This is a genomic window from Marinococcus sp. LNHM5E3-2.1, from assembly GCF_056034365.1.
This window is the reverse complement of the sequence record NZ_JBQLIB010000001.1, coordinates 291,244-310,195: the sequence shown is the minus strand read 5'-3', so window position 1 is coordinate 310,195 and position 18,952 is coordinate 291,244. Positions and strand designations below refer to the sequence as shown.

The 18,952-nt window shown below is 46.5% G+C and carries 21 protein-coding genes and 1 tRNA gene; 10 read left to right on the top strand and 12 right to left on the bottom strand.

What is annotated here, in order from left to right:
- Positions 1–85: 85 nt before the first annotated feature.
- Positions 86–736, bottom strand: a complete 651-nt coding sequence (locus tag ACTRXH_RS01710) for a YkyA family protein (protein WP_474280307.1) — start codon at positions 734–736, stop codon at positions 86–88.
- Between the two features lie 136 nt (positions 737–872).
- On the opposite strand from ACTRXH_RS01710, the gene def reads away from it, so the two are divergent.
- The 4 genes from def to ACTRXH_RS01690 all read left to right on the top strand — a co-directional run bounded on the left by def (position 873) and on the right by ACTRXH_RS01690 (position 4,891).
- Positions 873–1,418 carry a peptide deformylase gene (gene def, locus ACTRXH_RS01705; protein WP_474277183.1) on the top strand — a complete coding sequence of 182 codons (546 nt, stop codon included), beginning with the start codon at positions 873–875 and terminating at the stop codon, positions 1,416–1,418.
- Between the two features lie 526 nt (positions 1,419–1,944).
- A complete protein-coding gene (locus tag ACTRXH_RS01700; RefSeq protein WP_474263861.1) occupies positions 1,945–2,154 on the top strand; it encodes a DNA-dependent RNA polymerase subunit epsilon in 210 nt (69 codons plus the stop codon).
- A 3-nt stretch (positions 2,155–2,157) separates the two neighbouring features.
- Complete coding sequence (gene rnjA / locus ACTRXH_RS01695; protein ID WP_474263863.1) at positions 2,158–3,825, top strand: ribonuclease J1; 1,668 nt, start codon at positions 2,158–2,160, stop codon at positions 3,823–3,825.
- 118 nt (positions 3,826–3,943) lie between these two features.
- Entirely contained in the window at positions 3,944–4,891 is a 948-nt protein-coding gene (locus tag ACTRXH_RS01690; RefSeq protein WP_474280305.1) for an ABC transporter substrate-binding protein, read from the top strand.
- A 58-nt stretch (positions 4,892–4,949) separates the two neighbouring features.
- Here ACTRXH_RS01690 and ACTRXH_RS01685 read toward each other — a convergent pair whose 3' ends face one another.
- Positions 4,950–6,014, bottom strand: a complete 1,065-nt coding sequence (locus ACTRXH_RS01685; RefSeq protein ID WP_474280303.1) for an undecaprenyldiphospho-muramoylpentapeptide beta-N-acetylglucosaminyltransferase — start codon at positions 6,012–6,014, stop codon at positions 4,950–4,952.
- A 71-nt stretch (positions 6,015–6,085) separates the two neighbouring features.
- Positions 6,086–6,571, bottom strand: a complete 486-nt coding sequence (locus tag ACTRXH_RS01680; protein WP_474263869.1) for an SRPBCC family protein — start codon at positions 6,569–6,571, stop codon at positions 6,086–6,088.
- A 148-nt stretch (positions 6,572–6,719) separates the two neighbouring features.
- Here ACTRXH_RS01680 and ACTRXH_RS01675 point away from each other — a divergent pair, with 148 nt between their 5' ends.
- Positions 6,720–7,157 carry an OsmC family protein gene (locus ACTRXH_RS01675; RefSeq protein WP_474263871.1) on the top strand — a complete coding sequence of 146 codons (438 nt, stop codon included), beginning with the start codon at positions 6,720–6,722 and terminating at the stop codon, positions 7,155–7,157.
- Positions 7,158–7,250: 93 nt separating this feature from the next.
- Here the strand turns inward: ACTRXH_RS01675 and ACTRXH_RS01670 are convergent, their stop codons facing one another.
- The 3 genes from ACTRXH_RS01670 to ACTRXH_RS01660 form a co-directional block, all read right to left on the bottom strand.
- On the bottom strand, positions 7,251–8,444 hold the full coding sequence (locus ACTRXH_RS01670) for a cation:proton antiporter (RefSeq protein WP_474280301.1): 1,194 nt from the start codon (positions 8,442–8,444) through the stop codon (positions 7,251–7,253).
- A gap of 115 nt (positions 8,445–8,559) precedes the next feature.
- Positions 8,560–9,225 (bottom strand): potassium channel family protein, encoded by a 666-nt coding sequence (locus tag ACTRXH_RS01665; protein ID WP_474264272.1) that lies wholly within the window; start codon positions 9,223–9,225, stop codon positions 8,560–8,562.
- Positions 9,226–9,296: 71 nt separating this feature from the next.
- Complete coding sequence (locus tag ACTRXH_RS01660) at positions 9,297–9,848, bottom strand: peroxiredoxin (protein ID WP_474280299.1); 552 nt, start codon at positions 9,846–9,848, stop codon at positions 9,297–9,299.
- Between the two features lie 203 nt (positions 9,849–10,051).
- On the opposite strand from ACTRXH_RS01660, the gene ACTRXH_RS01655 reads away from it, so the two are divergent.
- Positions 10,052–10,876: a mechanosensitive ion channel family protein gene (locus ACTRXH_RS01655; protein ID WP_474280741.1), complete on the top strand. Its 825-nt coding sequence runs from the start codon at positions 10,052–10,054 to the stop codon at positions 10,874–10,876.
- A gap of 56 nt (positions 10,877–10,932) precedes the next feature.
- Here ACTRXH_RS01655 and ACTRXH_RS01650 read toward each other — a convergent pair whose 3' ends face one another.
- From ACTRXH_RS01650 to dapD, 3 genes are all read right to left on the bottom strand, one after another.
- Positions 10,933–12,051 carry an N-acetyldiaminopimelate deacetylase gene (locus tag ACTRXH_RS01650; RefSeq protein ID WP_474280297.1) on the bottom strand — a complete coding sequence of 373 codons (1,119 nt, stop codon included), beginning with the start codon at positions 12,049–12,051 and terminating at the stop codon, positions 10,933–10,935.
- Entirely contained in the window at positions 12,051–13,262 is a 1,212-nt protein-coding gene (locus tag ACTRXH_RS01645; protein WP_474280295.1) for an aspartate aminotransferase family protein, read from the bottom strand. The genes ACTRXH_RS01650 and ACTRXH_RS01645 overlap by 1 nt, the downstream gene beginning before the upstream one ends.
- Before the next feature lie 91 nt (positions 13,263–13,353).
- Positions 13,354–14,067: a 2,3,4,5-tetrahydropyridine-2,6-dicarboxylate N-acetyltransferase gene (dapD, locus tag ACTRXH_RS01640; RefSeq protein ID WP_298784071.1), complete on the bottom strand. Its 714-nt coding sequence runs from the start codon at positions 14,065–14,067 to the stop codon at positions 13,354–13,356.
- A gap of 149 nt (positions 14,068–14,216) precedes the next feature.
- Between dapD and rraA the strand changes: the two genes are divergently transcribed.
- Positions 14,217–14,690: a ribonuclease E activity regulator RraA gene (gene rraA, locus ACTRXH_RS01635; protein WP_474280292.1), complete on the top strand. Its 474-nt coding sequence runs from the start codon at positions 14,217–14,219 to the stop codon at positions 14,688–14,690.
- Here rraA and ACTRXH_RS01630 read toward each other — a convergent pair.
- From ACTRXH_RS01630 to ACTRXH_RS01620, 3 genes are all read right to left on the bottom strand, one after another.
- Complete coding sequence (locus tag ACTRXH_RS01630) at positions 14,687–15,865, bottom strand: MFS transporter (RefSeq protein WP_474280290.1); 1,179 nt, start codon at positions 15,863–15,865, stop codon at positions 14,687–14,689. The two genes, rraA and ACTRXH_RS01630, sit on opposite strands and share 4 nt — an antisense overlap.
- 185 nt (positions 15,866–16,050) lie before the next feature.
- Positions 16,051–16,476, bottom strand: a complete 426-nt coding sequence (locus ACTRXH_RS01625; protein ID WP_474262600.1) for an HPr family phosphocarrier protein — start codon at positions 16,474–16,476, stop codon at positions 16,051–16,053.
- Between the two features lie 63 nt (positions 16,477–16,539).
- Positions 16,540–17,652, bottom strand: coding sequence for a mechanosensitive ion channel family protein (locus ACTRXH_RS01620; RefSeq protein ID WP_474277163.1), 1,113 nt, complete (start codon positions 17,650–17,652; stop codon positions 16,540–16,542).
- A gap of 168 nt (positions 17,653–17,820) precedes the next feature.
- Between ACTRXH_RS01620 and ACTRXH_RS01615 the strand changes: the two genes are divergently transcribed.
- The 3 genes from ACTRXH_RS01615 (at position 17,821) to ACTRXH_RS01605 (ending at position 18,950) form a co-directional block, all read left to right on the top strand.
- Positions 17,821–18,084: a hypothetical protein gene (locus ACTRXH_RS01615; protein ID WP_474262604.1), complete on the top strand. Its 264-nt coding sequence runs from the start codon at positions 17,821–17,823 to the stop codon at positions 18,082–18,084.
- 243 nt (positions 18,085–18,327) lie between these two features.
- Positions 18,328–18,403, top strand: a tRNA-Val gene (locus ACTRXH_RS01610).
- Between the two features lie 235 nt (positions 18,404–18,638).
- The gene (locus ACTRXH_RS01605; protein WP_474277113.1) at positions 18,639–18,950 is read left to right on the top strand and encodes a hypothetical protein; all 312 of its coding nucleotides are present in this window, start codon (positions 18,639–18,641) and stop codon (positions 18,948–18,950) included.
- Positions 18,951–18,952 lie beyond the last annotated feature (2 nt).

The window sequence follows — 18,952 nt, the reverse complement described above, 5'->3', positions numbered from 1 at the left end:
ATATCATCGGCCTACGCTTATATAAACAGTTCAGCCCTTTTTCTCCATTCAACGCCTGGCCCCGCCGCCTTGTTATAAAACTGAATTAACTCTCTTCCTCCGTCATATCCCCGAATGCATTTTTAGCTTCATTGAATGCTTTTGTTTCTGTATTAAATGTTTCCCTGTGGTTCTCCACTTCTTTATATGAACTGTTAATAGTATCAAGCTGCTCCTCGAGCGCTTCAAGCTCTAGATTTTTATCATTAAACGATTCATACATATCAATTTCTTTATCCGCTGCTTCCATATAAGCATCGTGTACTTCGTTAAATGCTTCGTTTCTCTTTTCCATCGCCTTCTGGGCCTGATTAGCTTTTTCAGTCATTTGTTCATTTTCCAGATTTTCAATCGGTTCGTCTGCGTTCATTGCTTCCTCATACGCCTGATTAATTTCTTCCTGTTCTTCTTCCATTAATTCTTTACGTTCATTCACTGATCCTACAGCTTCTTCTACAGATGATTCAATTTTTTTCTTTTCATCATTTTCATAGGAAGTTAAATTTTCGAATACATTTTGTTCTTCCTGGGCCAGTTCGGTCAATTCTTCATCTTTACTGGAAAAATCCTCTTCAGCTCCAGCTGCTTCACTCCAGTGATTCTGGATGCTTCCCTCTGGAGACCCGCATGCCGATAATACTAAAGCCGATAATGTAACGACTGCTGCTCCTGTCAATTTTTTGTTCATTTTGTACATATGTATTCCTCCTGTATATTTATATTTTTACGGCTATTTCACACTTTAGAGCTGTTTTAGCTGAAATTTTTTTGCTATACTAATACACTGTTATTAACGACTATCATATGTAAGCTTGATTGGAGGCAGTTGATTCATGTTAACAATGAAAGATATTAAGCGTGAGGGAAGCCCTGCGCTCCGCAAAGTATCTGAAGAAGTCCCGGTTCCTCCTTCTCCTGAAGATCTGAATACCCTGCAGGAAATGCTGGATTTCTTAAAAAACAGCCAAGACGAGGAAACCGCTGAAAAATATGAGCTCCGTTCCGGCGTCGGTGTAGCAGCACCCCAGCTTGGCATTAATAAAAGAATGTTTGCCATGCATGTGACCGACGACAAAGATGAGCTGTACAGCTACGGCTTCATCAACCCAAAAATTCTGAGCCATTCTGTAGAAACCACTCATTTAGAGGGCGGAGAAGGATGCCTTTCAGTAGACCGGGAAGTGCCTGGAAACGTTCCAAGATATTCGCGTATCACATTAAAGGCCCAGACTCTTGAAAACGAAGAAGTGAAGCTGCGTCTCCGGGGACTGCCGGCTATTGTTGCCCAGCACGAGATTGATCACCTGAACGGGGTTATGTTTTACGACCGGATTGAAGATTACGAGGACGAGTACAAACGGGAACTGCCAAAGCTATAGCCTGCTAAAGAAGCGTTTTCCTTCGGGAGAATGCTTTTTTCATCTCATCAGTTTTTTCCTGTAAAGTTTTCTCTCTCCGTTTTTATTTGGTAATAATTTCTATAAAAGAAACTTTATGCATTTATAGATAATTTATTCCCTTTCTATACTATCATGGTTCTTTAGTACCCGTATAGTTACTTTATTTTGTCTTTTTCTTACTCTGCACCCGGATGATTTTTGGACAGAAGTGATTAAAAGGATGAAAAAAACAGTTTCATGCTTTATAATATGAATTATTAATGGTTGGTACGTACACTGTGGTGCTGTTCAGCTTGAGTTCTTTGGCCGGAAGCTGAGTAGAACCGCTCTGGATATGAAGTCATTTTTGATTAAACAGCCAGGCTGTTGCAACGATTACTTCCTGTCCTTCCTGCATTATTTTGCTTTTTTTCTATTTACAGTACTAGTTTATGCCAAAAAACCATTTTTTTCTAAAGCAGCTATAAACGCCGCATTTACATTTCAAGAAGGAGAGATATTTACGATGATTTACAAAGTTTTTTACCAGAATAATTTCACAGAAGCCCCTGTACGGGAAAACACTCATTCACTATATGTAGAAGCAGAATCTGAGCGGGAAGTCCGCCGCAAACTCGCCGACAAACAATTTAACATTGAATTCGTTCAGGGGCTTACTGATAAGCAACTTGAGTTCGAACAAAGATCTGAAGACTTTCAAGTGGAGAATTTATAACGTATGAAACAAATAAACCAAAACCAAGTTGCTGTTTTTGCCCTGGGCGGGTTAGGCGAAATCGGCAAAAACACGTACGTGGTTCAATACCAGGATGAAATTATCGTGATCGATGCCGGTATCATGTTCCCAGAAGATGACCTGCTTGGAATCGACTACGTCATTCCCGATTACACATACCTGGTGCGGAACAAAGAAAAAATTAAAGGCGTCTTTATCACCCACGGGCACGAAGACCATATCGGCGGCGTCCCATTTCTGCTGAAAGAATTAAATGTCCCTATTTACGGCGGCCCATTGGCCATTGGTCTGTTAAAAGGAAAGCTCGAAGAACGCGGGCTTTTACGCAAAGCAAAATTAAATACTGTTCAGGAAGACCAGCCTGTTGCTTTTAATCATTTAAAAGTGGATTTTTTCCGGACCACCCATAGTATTCCTGATTCTCTCGGTATCAATGTCCACACTCCTGAAGGGAATGTTGTCCATACCGGAGATTTCAAATTTGACTTCACCCCTGTAGGAGAGCCGGCCAATTTAGCCAAAATGGCTGACATCGGCGAAAAAGGCGTGCTGTGCCTGCTCTCGGACAGCACGAATGCGGAGGTTCCAGGGTTCACTGTATCCGAGCGAAAAGTCGGGGACAACATCCGTTCCATCTTCCGCCAGGCCAAAGGAAGAATCATTTTTGCAACATTTGCTTCTAATATATACCGTCTTCAAAAGGCCGTGGATGCAGCTGTAAAGGACGGACGCAAAATCGCTGTATTCGGCCGCAGTATGGAATCATCCATCACGATTGGCCAGGAGCTCGGATATATTAATGCACCAAAAGGAACGTTCGTGGAGCCTTCCCAGCTAAATAAACTGCCGGACGATCAGGCAGCCATTTTATGTACCGGGAGCCAGGGCGAACCAATGGCAGCTCTTTCCCGTGTAGCCCACGGAACCCACCGTCAGATTCAGATTATTCCCGGAGACACTGTCGTATTCTCAAGTTCTCCTATTCCAGGAAATACGACATCCGTGCATAAAATTATTAACCAGCTCTACCGTGCAGGAGCGCGTGTCATCCACGGCTCACTGAACAACATTCATACTTCCGGTCACGGAAGCCAGCAGGAACAAATGCTTATGCTGCGCTTAATGCGCCCGAAATATTTCATGCCGATTCACGGCGAATACCGGATGCTGAAAATGCATTCGAGACTTGCCAGGGACTGCGGCGTACCTCTCGAAAATTCCTTCATTATGGAAAACGGTGAAGTGCTCGCCCTGACCCGGGACAGTGCTTCTGTCGTAGGCAAGGTGCCTTCCGGTGCTGTTTATGTCGACGGTCACGGTATCGGTGACATTGGCAACATTGTGCTCCGGGACCGCCGCATTTTATCCGAAGAAGGACTCGTCGTAGTGGTCGTAAGTATCGATATGAAAAACTTTAAGGTTTCAGCAGGTCCAGACTTAATTTCACGCGGCTTCGTTTATATGCGTGAATCCGGGGATTTGATTAACGATGCCCAGAAAACATTAAGCAGGCATCTTGATGAAGTGATGAAACGTAAAACCAGTCAGTGGTCTGAGATTAAATCAGAGATTATAGACAGTCTGGCACCTTATCTATACGAGCGTACGAAGCGGCGCCCAATGATTCTCCCTATTATTATGGAAGTGTAAACCACTTCGCTTCTGCCTCCGCATATATTGCGGGGGCTTTTTTATGTAGATTTTTCTTTTTCTTTTCGTTACAATAGTGATATTGAAAATCATTATCATTTAAACAGGGAGGATTTTGATGCGCTTACATACGATTCCTGGACGATTTGCTGTTGTTACAGCTGGCACGGTGCTGCTCGCTTCCTGCAGCAGCGGGGAAGGAACCAGTTCTTTTACAGATAATGCAGACAGCAGTGAGCAAACCAGAGCTTATGAAACAGAAAAAGGCGACTTCTCCATCCCCACCGACCCAGAAACGATTGTGACAGATTACTATGCCGGCGAGCTGCTTGCGGTTGATGCAGACGTATCCGGTTCCGGACCGGATGCATTTTCCAATCCTTTTCTTGAAGAACACTTGAGCGAAGCAAAAAATGTTGGGAATCCAATTGATCCTGAAGAAGTACTCGAGCTCGATCCTGATTTAATTGTTGTGATGTATGATGACAATTACGAACAACTGTCGCAGATTGCGCCTACGGTTCATATTCCATACAACCCGGATACAAATGTTCAGGAAACGCTTGATACATTCGGGGGACTAACCAATAATCAGGCAGAAGCTGAAGATTTTAAAGACACCATTGAGGAAACCGCAGTGGAGGCCAAAAAACGTCTAGAGGGTACAATAGAAGAGGATGATACTTTCGGGTTATATGAACTGGCCAATAATAACGACCTTTATGTTTTTGGGGCGAATGGCGGCCGGGGCGGCCAGGCTATCTATAATGCTCTTGATTTGAACGCTCCCGAGAAAATTCAGGAGGAGGTTATGGGCGAAAATGCGCAGGAGATTTCAATGGAGGTGCTTGAGGAGTACTCGGCCGATCATATGTTTATGACTACCTACGACCCTGAGGAGACTGGTGAAAGCAAGGAAAAAATCCAGAATTCCGATGTCTGGGCAAACCTCGATGCTGTACAGAACGACCTGTTTTATTTTCTTGATTACGACACGTATTATCCGTATGACCCTATTTCCATTAACGAGCAGATTGATTTAATTGCCGGCCTACTTGCTGAGTAATGCAACTTCCTTTTAAAATTCAAAGCCTCCCCGGCCACAAGTGCCGGGAAGGCTTTGATTAGTGATAGGCATACAGCTCTTTAATAATGAGATCCAATGGGTTTTCAGCCATATATGTTTTCATCTGGGCGATCGTATCGTCCCGGCTGTCTTCAATATTCTGCAGAGCTTCGCGCAGCGTTTCTTCATTCAGCTGTTCTTCTTCCAGGACAGCTGCATATCCTTTTTCCTTAAATGACTCAGCATTCAGGATCTGGTCACCCCTGCTTTGAGCACGTGTTAACGGCACAATCAGCATTGGCAGATGCAGCGTCAGAAATTCAAAAATAGAATTGGAACCGCCCCGGGTAATGATTGTGTTTGTGGCAGCCAGCACATCCGGCAGTTCTTCATTAACGTATTCGAACTGACGGTAGTTGGGCTGACCTTCCAGACTATCGTCTGTATGGCCTTTACCACAAAGGTGGACTACCTGATATTTATCCGTGAGCCACGGAAGCGCCGCACGCACCGTTTCATTAATTTTTTTTGCGCCGAGGCTCCCCCCCATAACGGTAAGTACCGGCTGGGCTTCTTCGAATTGAAGGAACTCGAGCCCTTTTCTTTTGTCTCCACGTGTGATTTCTTTTCGCACCGGTGAACCGAGAGCTTTTGCTTTTCCGGAAGGAAAATGAGCTGTCGCTTCATCGAACGATGTGAATATTTTTGTCGCAAACCGCTGGGCGATTCTATTGGCAAGTCCCGGCGTAATGTCACTTTCATGAATAATAACGGGAATATTCAATGTTTTGGCTGCGATAATTACCGGCACAGTGACAAAGCCGCCCTTGGAGAATACCACATTCGGTTTAACTTTTTTTAAATACTTACGGGCTTCAAGGCAGCCTTTTACCACACGAAAAATATCAGTAATATTCTGCCAGTCTATGTAACGGCGCAGTTTCCCCGAACTGATAGAGTGGTACCGTATGCCTTTACGCTCAATCAGCTCTTTTTCAATACCTTCTTTTGAGCCGACATAATAAATGTCCCAATCGCTTTGATCGAGCTCATTAATCACAGCAATATTCGGCGTAACGTGACCGGCGGAGCCACCGCCGGTAAATACGATCTTTTTCTGCATTTTCCTCATCATCCTATACGTCGTTAAGTCTGTAGGGGAAATATTGTCCCGTCTTTTATAATATCATATGCTTACGAAGGTGTAAGTTGTTTCGATAGTAAGGAAAACATTTCATGCCAATATTTTTCCGTTCGGAGCCTTTGTTCTCTTAAATGCTCTTCGACTACTTTTCCCTCCAGCTGTTCATGGTGAAGAAAAACTACGTCCTGGGTTACAATCAGCTGGCTTCCGTTTAAAATTGAGTTAATTTCCACTGTGATTTTTTCGTCCTGCCCGCCTGTCTCTTTACGGACGAGCGTTTTTTTGATTCGTTCCGGCGGATCTATTTCCAGATACTTTCCGTAGGCCCGGTACGCTTCCTCCTGGCCTTCGTTCACGACGCTCCATGCTCCCCCTTCTGTTACATCAGCCTCCGCTTCTGCTTCTTTTTCTCCACCTGAAGGAAACATCCACATTTTCATCAGCTCAGGATTGGTCCAGGCTTCATATACCTGTGCAGGCTCTGCGTGATGAATGTGGCACCCTGCCTGGGCGATAATTCTACTGTACTTTGCCATAATTGATTTCTCCTTTACAGTTTGCTTTTTATCCCATTCCCTAAAGGATAGCTGAAAAAACGCAACTTGAGGATTGGCTGCCATTCTTGTTTATCTTAATAGGGGCATGGGTATAGTACGGTAGTTCTACCCAAAGGAGTGAATAACTATGGCTAATATGGAATTTAACGTAGAAGGAGATGCCAAAAACTTTCAGACTGACCTCTCTGCAGGCAATCATGAAATTACGATCGATGAGCCGGAAAATCTTGGCGGAAGCAATCAGGGCATGGACCCTTTATCTGCTCTTCTCTCCTCCCTGGCAGGCTGCGAAAACGCAGTAGCCAACTTCGTGGCCAGAGAAATGGATTTTGATCTGCAGGGTATTTCGTTTCAGGTACATGGCAACATTGATTCAGAAGGCATGATGGGCAATCCTGATGTACGCCCGTATTTTCAGACTGTTTCGGTAAAAGCGAAGGTCCGGACATCTGAAAGCGATGAACGTGTTCAGGAGCTTCAGGAGAAGGTTGATGCCCGCTGTCCGGTGTTTACTACTCTGCACGCAGCCGGAGTGGAAATGAATGCTGACTGGAGTAAAGCTTAACCGAAAACCAAAAAACACGCCCGGTGTATTCATCGGGACGTGTTTTTTCTTATACATATTAGTTTTCATATCACCTGGCATAGCCGGACACTCTCAGGAAGAAAATTTCTGTGCCAGTGGATAGATCCCAAGACTTTGAATCACAAGCGACAGCAGAATAGCTGCAAACGTCAGAGAAATGACGAGGTCCGCACTGCTGCCCGACTGCGTTTCAATGCTCAGCAGCAGGGCCACAGAAACGGTTCCCTTCAGCCCCGACCAGGTCATCATAAATACGGAGGACCACTGAAACCGCTCTTTGATATGGGGGGATAATTTCAGAAAACCTCCCAATACAATGAAACGGACGATTAACGATATAATAAATACTCCAATCGCAAGCAGCCAGTGCCCGAACGCAAGATAGTCCGCTGACTGGATGCCAATCAATAAAAAGAGCAGGGACAATATGGCCGGCTCCACCACTTTCCAAAAGCCGTCCAAATAGGAGTGAAGCTCCTCCTCCTTTTCTGATCTCTGGAAGGCCCGGGAAAGCATGATACCTGCGGACACTGTTGCTAAAACACCGGAAGCTCCAAGGCCTTCAGCAATATAAAACCCTCCGTAGGCAAGAATTATACTGAGCATCACCTGGTACACGTGATTATGTATAACGTGTACGGCTTTTGTAACAAGCCATCCTCCCGCCGCCCCGACGGCTACACCGCCAAGCGAAACGAGCAGAAATTCACCTAGAAACGAAAGAATAGAAAAGGATTCATTATACAAAAACATGGATGAAGCAATCCCGAACAATACGACGCTTGTGCCGTCATTGATCATCGATTCCCCTTCCACTACTTTCGGAATATCCGAATCACCGAACACATTTTCAAGGATGGCCGTCACGGATACCGGATCGGTCGGTGTCAGTATAGAAGCAATTAAAAATGCCGCTACGAACGATAGACCGACAGCAGGAGCACCTGCAAGATATATAAGCACTGCCATTAAAAAAACGGTAGCCATTAGCCCAAGTGTCCCGAGCGTCGCAATCGGCCAGATGTTTTTCTTTAATGAACGTATCGGAAAACTGTAGGCAGATACAAATAATATTGCCGGAAGCAGCAGATCAAAAATAATATCATGATTCAAACCAAGCCTGTTGAAAACGGGAATGAAGGAGAGGCCGAGGCCAATAATCAAAAGCACCATCGGCACTGGGAAATAATTGCTTTTAACATCAAATATATAAACAATCAGTCCGATGGCTAACAGTGTTACGAGTAATGACGCATACAGCAGCAACTAATTCACCTCCTGTAATAATATATGCAGCCAACATCCTTATTTACCCTTTTTGCAATCTGAAAAACTAAAAAACCCTTCCGCATGAATCATACGGAAGAGCTTTCACCATTTTTCAGTTATCATCTATCCACCGGGATTCGAGTCTCGCAATGTCTCCATCCGCACCTACAATAATCAAAATATCTCCCTCGCTGATATCCACCTCCGGGCGCGGAGAGACGTGGACGTCCTCCCCGCGTTTAATAGCAAGGACATTACATCCATACGTCTCACGTATATCTAAGTCGAGAAGAGATTTCCCGTCAAGCAGCTGGCCGGCTTCCAGTTCTACGATACTGTAATCCTCGGAAAGCTCCAGGTAGTCGAGCACGCTTTTAGATACGATGCTGTGCGCCACTCTTACTCCAATATCTCGTTCCGGGTGGATAACCTCATGGGCACCGATGCGCCGCAGTACTTTTTCATGATAGTCATTTTGTGCTTTTACCGTAATATGCTTGACGCCAATTTCATCCAGCACAATAGTCGTCATAATGCTTGCCTGAATATTGTCACCGATCGCTACAATGACATTATCAAAGTTACGGATCCCAAGGCCGCGCAGCGCCTTTTCATCCATGCCGTCCGCAATGACAGCTTGGGCGACGACCTGGGCAAATTCATTGACCCGGTGTTCATTGGAATCAATAGCAAGCACGTCCATTCCTTCGTCGGCTAAAGCGTTGCATATGCTTCCACCGAACCGCCCGAGTCCAATGACTGCAAACTGTTTCTTCATTCCGTTCTCCCCTATTCTTCTCAAGTCCTTCAGCTTTTCTGGCGGACCCCTTCAGTCCTGGCCCTGGAAGCTCAGGTATTCATCGTATCCTGTCCCGGCTTCCAGTTTGCTGGACACATTCCGCCCATCTGCAAAGCCTGGAGTACTCGAAGCACCTCATCTACATCGCGCCCGACGTCGTTGTGATGTATCATCGAATACTGCAGTTCCCCGTCCGGATTAATAATATACAAACCGCGCAGCGCCACTCCCTCTTCTTCAATTAACACGCCGTACTCCCGGCTCACCCGGTGGTTTGTATCAGCTGCAAGCGGAAACTTCAGCTGCTTGAGCCCGTTCTCTTCCCGCGTCATATTGATCCATGCTTTATGCGAGTGGATGGTATCCGTCGAGACGCCGATAATTTCTGTATCAAGTTCTTCGAACTCTTCATAATGGTCGCTCATTGTTGTAATTTCTGTCGGACAGATGTGGGTGAAATCCATCGGATAGAAAAAGAGCACCGTCCATTTATCTTCCTTCATTATTTGTTCAAGGCTGATCGTGCCAAACGAGGTGTCCGGCATGACGGCATTCATCTCGAAGCGCGGAGCCTGCTTTGCTACCATACGCTTTTCACTCATGCATTCCACTCCTTTAATAATTACGATCCTGCATTCTATCCTTCATTATATGGACCGCCAATTTCAAAGTCAACGAAACGCTCCGCTCCTGTTTTTATGGCAGTTTGATTCATTACTATTGCATATTTTTTGGCACAACCGGTTATGTTATACTAGTCAGGTTAAAATGGAAACTACAGGCTGGGGAGTGGTATAAGTTGAATATGGAATCGTTTAATGAAGGAGTTTTCTGGACAGCTGCCATTATTTTAATGGTGCAGCTAATTGGTGTGCTCATCGGCTATATTATAGTACGGGCCATCGGAAGCAAAATCATCCATCGCGCCTTTAACCGCATGGAAAAGCAGCGGAATATGCACCCGGGCAGGGTTAAAACCCTTTCGAAGCTTGCTATAAGCATCTTTACTTACATTTTATTATTTATCGTAATTACTATTACTTTAGGTTTGTTTGAGCTTGATATCGCTCCTCTGATCGCCAGCGCCGGGATCGTCGGGCTTGCGATTGGTTTCGGGGCCCAGGGCCTTGTCAGCGACGTCGTTACCGGCTTTTTTATTCTGCTTGAAAAGCAGATTGACGTCGAAGACTACATTGCGATCGCCGGAATAGACGGAATCGTCGAGGAGGTTGGCCTGCGCACGACTCAGGTGCGTAGCTTTGACGGTACGCTGCACTTCGTACCAAACCGGGAAATCAGCGTTGTCAGCAATTATTCTCGCGGGAACATGCAGGCCATTGTCGATATCGGCATCGCTTATGAAGAGAATGTGGATAAAGCGATTGCTGTCATTCAGGGAGCCTGCAACCGCGTAGCTGAGGAACAGGGCATTTTTAAGGAAGGCCCTGACGTTGTAGGAGTAAACGCCCTTGGCGCTTCGGAGGTTACGATCCGTATTATTGCCAAAACAGAGAACATGATGCAATGGGCCATGCAGCGGGAGCTGCTGAAGGCCTGCAAAGAAGATCTTGATGCCCATAATATCGAAATTCCTTACCCGCACCAGGTGAACGTCAGCAAAGAAGCATAAAGCACAAAAAGAGACGGCAGGGGCTTTGAAAGCCCCTGCCGTCTTTTATCGTTTTCTTACCGACTCTGCAGAAAATCAGTGAAAAATTCCACCGCTGTGTCTATCGCTTTTTCGGATGGGCTGATCCGGTTATCGTGCAGCCCATACGGCGTGTCCACTCCGAGCCAGACCATCGTCCCTGGAATGTCTCGTAGAAAATAGCCAAAGTCTTCTCCCGTCATTGCTTCCCGGCTATCCACATAGTTGACCCGGCCGTGACTCTCGGCAAACGAAGCCAGATCCGCTGTTTTTGTTTCATCGTTATACACCTGGCAGTAGTTCGCTCCCCAGTCCACCTCTGTTTCACAATGAAAGGAAGCTTCAATTCCTTTTAGCATTCCGATTATTCTTTCTTTAATCAGCTTCATGTTGTCCATCGAAAAGGTGCGGATCGTCCCTTCCACCCGGGCGGAGTCTGCAATAATATTCTGCTTGGTTCCTGCCTCAATCGTACCGATGGTTACAACGGCCGAATCGAGTGGATCAATGTTTCTTGCCACAATTGACTGAAGCTGAGTCACAAAGTGGCTCGCTGCCACTACCATGTCTTCTGTCTGGTGGGGACGTGCCGCGTGTCCGCCTTTACCGTGAAGATTGATAAACAATTCGGAGGTGTTGGCAAACAGCACCCCCGGCTTTGTCGCAATCGTGCCAACCGGGTGTTCTGGAGCTATATGCAGGGCATAGATTTCATCCGGCTTCCAGGCCTTGAATTCGCCGGAGCGGAGCATCGGCTCTGCTCCCCCCGGTCCTTCTTCTGCCGGCTGAAAAAGCATCACCACGTTTTGAACCGGGCGTTGCTCCGCAAGGTTCTGCAGTATGCCAAGCGCAATTGCCATGTGCATGTCGTGTCCACAGGCGTGCATCATCCCTTCGTGCTCGGATGGAAACTCCAGACCTGACTGCTCCTGAACTGGCAGGCCGTCCATATCCGTCCGGTAGCCAACTGTTTTTTCCGGGTCAGAGCCTTCAATGCGAACAAGAATACCTGTTTCCCATGTTTTATATGACAGGTGTTCCTGCGGCAGAGCTCGAATCACATCAAGCAGATACTGCTGCGTTTTAACTTCTTGAAACCCCGGCTCCGGAATGCGGTGCAGATCGCGGCGAAATTTCGTTAAGTCAGTAGAAGTCATTACTGCACGCTCCTTTCTTTCAGGGCGTTCATTTCTTCTGCAAGGGTTTCAATAAAGGTATCCACTTCAGCTCGCTCAAGGGTCAGCGGCGGCAGAAGGCGGATAATACGCTGCTGTGTAATATTAAACATAAACCCTTTCGCAAGCAGCCTCTCCTGCAGTGTTTTGACGAATGAAGCATCGGCATCCAGCACTACACCAATCATCATGCCGAGCCCCCGGATTTCCTGCACAAATCCTTCGCTTTCTTTTTTCCAGTCTTCGAGACGGGACCACAGGTATTCAGCCCGTTCACGCCCCTTCTCCAATTCCTTTTGATCATACAGGACGTCGAGCACCGCATTTCCCATCGCGGCGCTGAGCGGTGAAGGTCCGAAGGTCGTGCCATGATCGCCCGGGTGAAATACTTCCTGCACATGCTCTCCTGCAATCATTCCTCCAAGCGGCAGACCGCCGCCGATGCCTTTGGCAAATAAAATAACGTCCGGCTTGATATTTGCCCGTTCGTAGGCGAAAAACGTGCCTGTGCGTCCAATTCCGGTCTGAATTTCATCTACGATAAACAGCACGTTGTATTTTTCGCAGAGGGCTTTCGCTTCTTCCATAAAAGAAGGGGAAACCGGCTGAATACCGCCTGATCCTAATATCGGCTCGAATAAAAATGCGGCCGGCTGCTTCGTCTTAAGCACTTCTTCAAGTGCCTCCAGGTTTTCTGCTTCCACTTCATATACAGGGTAGTCTGCTGCAGGAAAATCCTGATAAATTCCGGGCTGGCGCGTCAGCTGAATAACACCCAGCGTCCGTCCGTGGAAGCTTTTTTCGAGCACAGCGATTCCTTTTTTCGGCGTTTCCTGGCTGCTGCCCCATTTATGCACAAGCTTGACTGCTGCTTCAGTGGCTTCCGCTCCGGAATTTGCAAAGAATACCTTCCCCGGGATACTGAGCTCAATCAGCCGTTCCGCCAGGCGGACCGCCGGTTTGTTAATAAACATGTTGGAAATATGCAGAAACTGGTCTGCCTGTTCCTTCAGCTTATCGAGCAAATAGGGGTGCGAATGACCGACAATATTAACGGCCAGGCCGGTAAATAAATCGAGATATTTGTTTTGTTCGTTGTCGTATAAGTAATTGCCTTCCCCTTTTTCCACTACAATCGGAAGACGCTGGTACGTAGACATTATATAGTGCTGGTCTTTTTCAAGCCAGTTCATGCTGTTTGCCCCTTTCGCGTAAATGAAAAAGAAAGGCCCCTTTTGGAACCCGTCCCAAAAGGCAGCCTTTCACCGTTACGTTGTTGCGTTGTTATTTTAAGCGGCGCAGTTCCTGTTTAATTTCTGTTTTTCCTTTTGTCTGCTCATCAATTTCTTTGATGACGCGTGCAGGAGTACCGGCAACGACCGTATTTGGCGGCACGTCTTCTGTTACTACGGCGCCCGCAGCTACGACTGCCCCTTCACCGACAGTGACCCCTTCAAGGATCACGCAATTGGCGCCAACCACAACGCCGTCTTCGACAACGACCGGCTGTGCGGATGGCGGCTCAATGACGCCGGCAAGGACTGATCCTGCACCGATGTGGCAGTTGTTGCCCACGGTGGCACGTCCACCCATTACAACGTTCATATCAATCATCGTGCCTTCTCCAACAACGGAGCCGATGTTAATGCTTGCACCCATCATGATGACGGCACCTTTACCAATTTCCACCTGGTCGCGGATGATCGCACCCGGCTCAATTCGTGCTTCGATGTCTTTCAGGTCAAGCATCGGGATCGCACTGTTTCTACGATCATTTTCTACGACAAAATCTTCAATTTTGTCCGCATTCGCTTCGATTCCCTCTTTAATATCTTCCCATTCACCGAACAATACGCCGGTGTTTCCTGTAATAAACCGCTTCGTTTCATTTCCAAATCCGATAGCGTCCAATTCGCCGGTAATATGTACTTTAACCGGAGTGGATTTTTTACTATCTGAAATGAACTGGATAATTTCGTTTGCGTCCATTTGATTCATGTTTTACATCCTCCTTCAAATTTCTCTTTCCTAGATTATCATATCGCCCTTTGAAAGCAAAATGATAGTGGCATCTTTTTTCTGTTCTTCTGCTATTTTCTTTCTTCTGGGAAAGCCTTACAATGAAAATAATAAAAGGAGGCATACATATGGGTAGAACAGCTGACATTTGTGACGAATACGGAAACGAGGTTTTTGTCGCCAATGAACCGTTTTTATCGCACGGGCCGGTACTTTCCTTCGAAGGTCCGGTGGAAACAGTACGGGTATTTGAGGATAACGTTCTTGTCGAGCAGGCGCTTGGTGACATCCCCGCTGGCAGCGTCCTTGTAGTTGACGGAGGCGGTTCATCCCGGCGCGCTCTCCTCGGGGACAACCTGGCAGAAATTGCTGTTAAACGCGGACTCGCAGGTATTATCGTAAACGGCGCAATCCGCGACAGTGATGAACTGCGCGAAATGAATGTCCGGGTGTTTTCCCGTTTCACCAACCCACGGAAGTCCGTCAAGGAAGGACGCGGTGAACGCTCCGTCCTAGTCGATTTTGCCGACGTCACCTGGACACCCGGGGATTACGTTTATGCGGACAGCGACGGCATTGTGCTTCTCCCTGCCAAAACCTAGCCCGCCTCCACCGGCATTAGACGGCGCACGCTTGTAAGTGTAACTATTAACAGAAGCAGACCGCCGGCAATGACGCCGATCCAGCCAGCTATGGGCCAAAGAAGTCCAAAATATATACTGCTGAGACTTCCGCCCAGATAATAAGAGGTCAAATAAAGTCCCGAGGCGCTCGCCCGGGCTTTTTTTGCGTTTTTTGTCACCCATGAGCTTGAGGTGGAATGCGCAAAGAAAAAGCCAAAACTCAGTACTGCAAGCGATGCAATAACCACCCACAGCTGAGGTACAAGCGACAGCATCAGACCGCCGGCCATAATGAGGATGCCGGTCTGCATACAGTCTGTCTGTTTAAAGCGCTGCGTCAATTCCCCGGCAAGGCTCGAGCTGAATGTGCCCGCCCCGTATGTTAAAAAGAGCAGACCCAGAACCGCCGTGCTGACGAAAAAAGGGTCCCCGTCCAGGCGGTAGGTAATAAAGTTAAACGTGCCGATAAACACGAAGAAATTCAATCCGCCGATGATATAAGCGAGCCGCTGGACTGGATCTTTAAGGTGAAACAGCGCATTTTTCCACGTATCGCTCCACTCCAGAGGCTTTGGCTTGAAGTTTTTCGAAGCCGGAAGCAGAAAAATTACCAGCAAGGCAAGCAATACGCTTACTCCGGCCATGAAAAAATATGCCGTCCGCCAGTCAAACCAATCAGCAAGCACGCCGCTCATTACTCTTCCACCCATCCCCCCAAGACTGTTCGCGCTTACGTAAAACCCCATTGCTACTGTCATCGCCCTCGGCGTGAATTCTTCCCCGATATAGGACATAGCCGCAATGGGAATACCGGCAAGCCCCACTGCCTGTACCATTCGCAGCAGCAAAAGCAGCCAGAAGGAGCCGGCAAACGGAATGAGGAGCGTAGCTATCGTTCCCCAGATCATCGCATACACGATGATTTTCCTCCTCCCTTTCGCATCGGATATCGCGCTGATAAAAAAGAAGCTTACTCCAAGCATCAGCAGCGACAATGAAATGACAAAGCTCGCTGTCGCTTCGCTTACATTGAATTCTCCTGTAAACAATGGAAGCAGTGGCTGGGGGTAATACATATTTGCAAAAATGAGCAGGGAGGCAAGCCCAAGGGCAATGGAGGCCCGCCAAAACGTTCCAGTATGCCGGTCGATCATAAAGCATTCGTCCTTCCTTCTCATTCGTCGTTGCTGCTTGTATTATACAACCAGTATGTACGATTCGTTCCTTTTTATTTTACCCGTTTTAGCACGTTATATGCTTAGCATTACCCGGGTCTTAGAAAAATGGCTCTTAATACAGCTGAAGACCCGGACGCCTTTTCTGGCGCCGGGTCTTCCTATTAGCTGCGTGTCGTTTTCAAATACGAGCGTGCAATATTTCGTACATTGGGATTCCAGTGGGCCATGCATCCGGCCATTGCCCGTTCCACATGCTCCGCTGCTTCGTCTTCCCAGTAGCCATTGCTGTTCTGATGCTCTGCTGCTGCTCCAAGATATTCAGCTGCCACCCTGGCAACTGCTTCTTTTTCTTCTCCATGTACCTTGAGTTCCACCTTGTCCCCAAGTCTGATGCTTGTAAACAAAGACATCATGCCGAGTACGCTTTTACCATTTGCGGAAGTTCTCCGCTTTTCAAAAAACACATCTGCTTTAAATGTTTCCAGTTCATGCACAAATGACAATACTTGACTGGCATTCAGTCCACGGGTTAACACGAATGTTTCCACTCGTTCCATCGAATGCATCGGCTCCTTTTTTTCGTACATATTCCTTCTGACAAACATTCTTATTATAACATGTACGTTTCATTTGCCAACCGTGAAGCCCGCTTAATTATTGTCGGAGATGTGATAATTTTCTTCAGGCGCTTTTTCAATATAAATAGACTGTGTTGGATAGGCAAACTGAACGCCTTCCTCCTGAAGGATACGAATGATTTCAAGATTCAGTTCTTCTTTTATTTCCGCCCATTCCAAAAATGCGGTCGTTTTGGTAAAGCAGTAAACCCACAGGTCGAGCGAGGAGCTGTTAAATTCTTTAAACTGCACAAGAATTAGTTCTTTATCAATGTCATCACGGTTATTCAGCATCTCTTCAAGACGCTCCCGCAGCTGCAGCACCTGCTCCCTCGGTGTCTGGTATTCAATGCCAAGCGTCATATCTATTTCCCGCTTACGCATTTCACTCCAGTTCGTAATCGCTTCGTGGGCAAGTGTATTGTTTGGAACGATGACAATCGAGTCAGCGAAGGTACGCACCTTCGTGCTCCGAAATGAAATATCTTCCACGATTCCTTCCACCGTCGGCGTATAAATCCAGTCGCCCCGCTTAAACGGGCGCTCCACTACAATAATTATGCCGCCGATAAAGTTAGCCACCATGTCCTGGGCGGCGAGAGCAAAAGCCAGACCGCCAAGGCCGAGACCTGCCACAAAGCCGTTAATGTTAAAGCCCCAGGATGAAAGAATAATGGTGAATGCAAGCGCCACGATAATAATCCGCAGCACCCGGGAAAGAAAAGGCACCAGCATATTATCTTCCTTGCCCTCGAGCCGTTTAATCATCGGGTTAAAGAGCATCGAAGACGTGTTCAGAAGCTTATATGTGCCCCATGCTACGAGCACGATTAAAATCGAACCGTACAGGCGGTTGATAATAGTCATGGAATCCCACGGTATAGGCAGATACAGCAGCGCTAAGTATATGCCGAACACGGCAAAAAACATCCGGATCGGCCGTTCAAATGATACTAAAACATTCGTGAACAGCTGTGATCTCGATTGGTGAGTCATCTTTAAAATGAACCTGAAAATGTATTTAGTAAAAAGCTTCCGAAAAGCAAACACGAGAAGTGCAATCAAAACGGCTACGCCTATATCAATCCAGGGCAGCTCCACAATACGTGTCTGCCATTCCATCCAAAAGTCTGCATATGCCTGCATGAACATCCCTCCACCTTTGTCCCGTTCTCTCTATATTTTAATGCTGCCACCAGGCAGTTTACTGCAGGGTTCCTTCTTTTCGCATTTGTGGATATCTTTCAAACCTAAGGTATGGTAGCATGTAAGTCGGAAAAAGACATCATCACAAAGGAAGGTTTAGATAGTCGCATGGATTTACTTATTTTACTGCTAATTGGTTTTGCTGTAAATACGCTCATATACCAGCTTGCCCGTTTGATGCAAAAAGTCTCCGGGCGAAGTCTTCCGCTTCTGGGTATCACTTACATTGCTTTTTTCGGAGCGCTGTCGCTCGGCATTTTTAATCAAGGACCGCTTGGGTTCATTCTTTCCAACCTCAGTCTGGGCATGCTTGCTTTCTGCTTATTTCTATTCCTTCAGCAGCGGAAAGAAAAACAGCAAAAGGAAAAGTAATTCATTTTTTTATGGGTATGTATCGCGATCGATAAAGATTTCTGTTTCTGCTGCAGGTGCTTATACGACTTCAGTATCTCCGGCAGAAACCGGACTTCAGCAAGGCCTTTAAGCTTCACTGGCCAGAGGAAATGGAATGGCAAGCATAAATCCCTGCTTTACCTGCTGAAATTGGCCACAGAAGGATTGACACCGTTCTTTTCCTATTGTATATTATTTCTGTCGCTTCATTCCATATCATTTGTTCCGTTAGCTCAGTAGGGAGAGCGCCACCTTGACAGGGTGGAGGTCACTGGTTCGAGCCCAGTACGGGACACCATAAATAATAAACTACAGCAGGAGCCTTTGGCTTCTGTTTTTTAATTTGCATAGCCTGGGCTGTTTATAGTCGCCACTTTCTTTGATACATCTATTACCTTACCCATTATTTTACAATAATTAGTGCACCTCATAAAATTTATGTATATTCTCGTGCCATCCTTTTGTATCCTCTGCTTTTATTAAACTGTTTCAGGGTATATCATGATAAACAAATACTGAAAGGAGGAATACGGATGAGTTCATCATCAATAGATAGTTCGAATTTCGTCGAGGTGTATTTTGACCCTTCCGCCATCCCGCTTTTTGAATTGAATGGCTTCCAGAGCGAAGGCACCTTCGAAGAGCATTCCAGCTACGTTAAAGCAGTAGTGTCTTCGGAGAACTGCGGTATTGAAGAAGCGGGGATCTACTTCTATCAGGAAAAAGCCAGGAACACTTCCGGAGGCAGCAAGACCATCTTTGTTCCTATGCGTTTTATTCTTACTGTAGTGGAGCATTCCGAATCAAGGGGGCCTATCGGCTATACGGATCCAAATACTCTTTAGCA

Coding starts and splice junctions, on each gene's coding strand:
- ACTRXH_RS01710 (WP_474280307.1), bottom strand. CDS start 736: ATGTACAAAATGAACAAAAAATTGACAGGAGCAGCAGTCGTTACATTA.
- def (WP_474277183.1), top strand. CDS start 873: ATGTTAACAATGAAAGATATTAAGCGTGAGGGAAGCCCTGCGCTCCGC.
- ACTRXH_RS01700 (WP_474263861.1), top strand. CDS start 1,945: ATGATTTACAAAGTTTTTTACCAGAATAATTTCACAGAAGCCCCTGTA.
- rnjA (WP_474263863.1), top strand. CDS start 2,158: ATGAAACAAATAAACCAAAACCAAGTTGCTGTTTTTGCCCTGGGCGGG.
- ACTRXH_RS01690 (WP_474280305.1), top strand. CDS start 3,944: ATGCGCTTACATACGATTCCTGGACGATTTGCTGTTGTTACAGCTGGC.
- ACTRXH_RS01685 (WP_474280303.1), bottom strand. CDS start 6,014: ATGCAGAAAAAGATCGTATTTACCGGCGGTGGCTCCGCCGGTCACGTT.
- ACTRXH_RS01680 (WP_474263869.1), bottom strand. CDS start 6,571: ATGGCAAAGTACAGTAGAATTATCGCCCAGGCAGGGTGCCACATTCAT.
- ACTRXH_RS01675 (WP_474263871.1), top strand. CDS start 6,720: ATGGCTAATATGGAATTTAACGTAGAAGGAGATGCCAAAAACTTTCAG.
- ACTRXH_RS01665 (WP_474264272.1), bottom strand. CDS start 9,225: ATGAAGAAACAGTTTGCAGTCATTGGACTCGGGCGGTTCGGTGGAAGC.
- ACTRXH_RS01660 (WP_474280299.1), bottom strand. CDS start 9,848: ATGAGTGAAAAGCGTATGGTAGCAAAGCAGGCTCCGCGCTTCGAGATG.
- ACTRXH_RS01655 (WP_474280741.1), top strand. CDS start 10,052: ATGGAATCGTTTAATGAAGGAGTTTTCTGGACAGCTGCCATTATTTTA.
- ACTRXH_RS01650 (WP_474280297.1), bottom strand. CDS start 12,051: ATGACTTCTACTGACTTAACGAAATTTCGCCGCGATCTGCACCGCATT.
- ACTRXH_RS01645 (WP_474280295.1), bottom strand. CDS start 13,262: ATGAACTGGCTTGAAAAAGACCAGCACTATATAATGTCTACGTACCAG.
- dapD (WP_298784071.1), bottom strand. CDS start 14,067: ATGAATCAAATGGACGCAAACGAAATTATCCAGTTCATTTCAGATAGT.
- rraA (WP_474280292.1), top strand. CDS start 14,217: ATGGGTAGAACAGCTGACATTTGTGACGAATACGGAAACGAGGTTTTT.
- ACTRXH_RS01630 (WP_474280290.1), bottom strand. CDS start 15,865: ATGATCGACCGGCATACTGGAACGTTTTGGCGGGCCTCCATTGCCCTT.
- ACTRXH_RS01625 (WP_474262600.1), bottom strand. CDS start 16,476: ATGTACGAAAAAAAGGAGCCGATGCATTCGATGGAACGAGTGGAAACA.
- ACTRXH_RS01620 (WP_474277163.1), bottom strand. CDS start 17,652: ATGCAGGCATATGCAGACTTTTGGATGGAATGGCAGACACGTATTGTG.
- ACTRXH_RS01615 (WP_474262604.1), top strand. CDS start 17,821: ATGGATTTACTTATTTTACTGCTAATTGGTTTTGCTGTAAATACGCTC.
- ACTRXH_RS01605 (WP_474277113.1), top strand. CDS start 18,639: ATGAGTTCATCATCAATAGATAGTTCGAATTTCGTCGAGGTGTATTTT.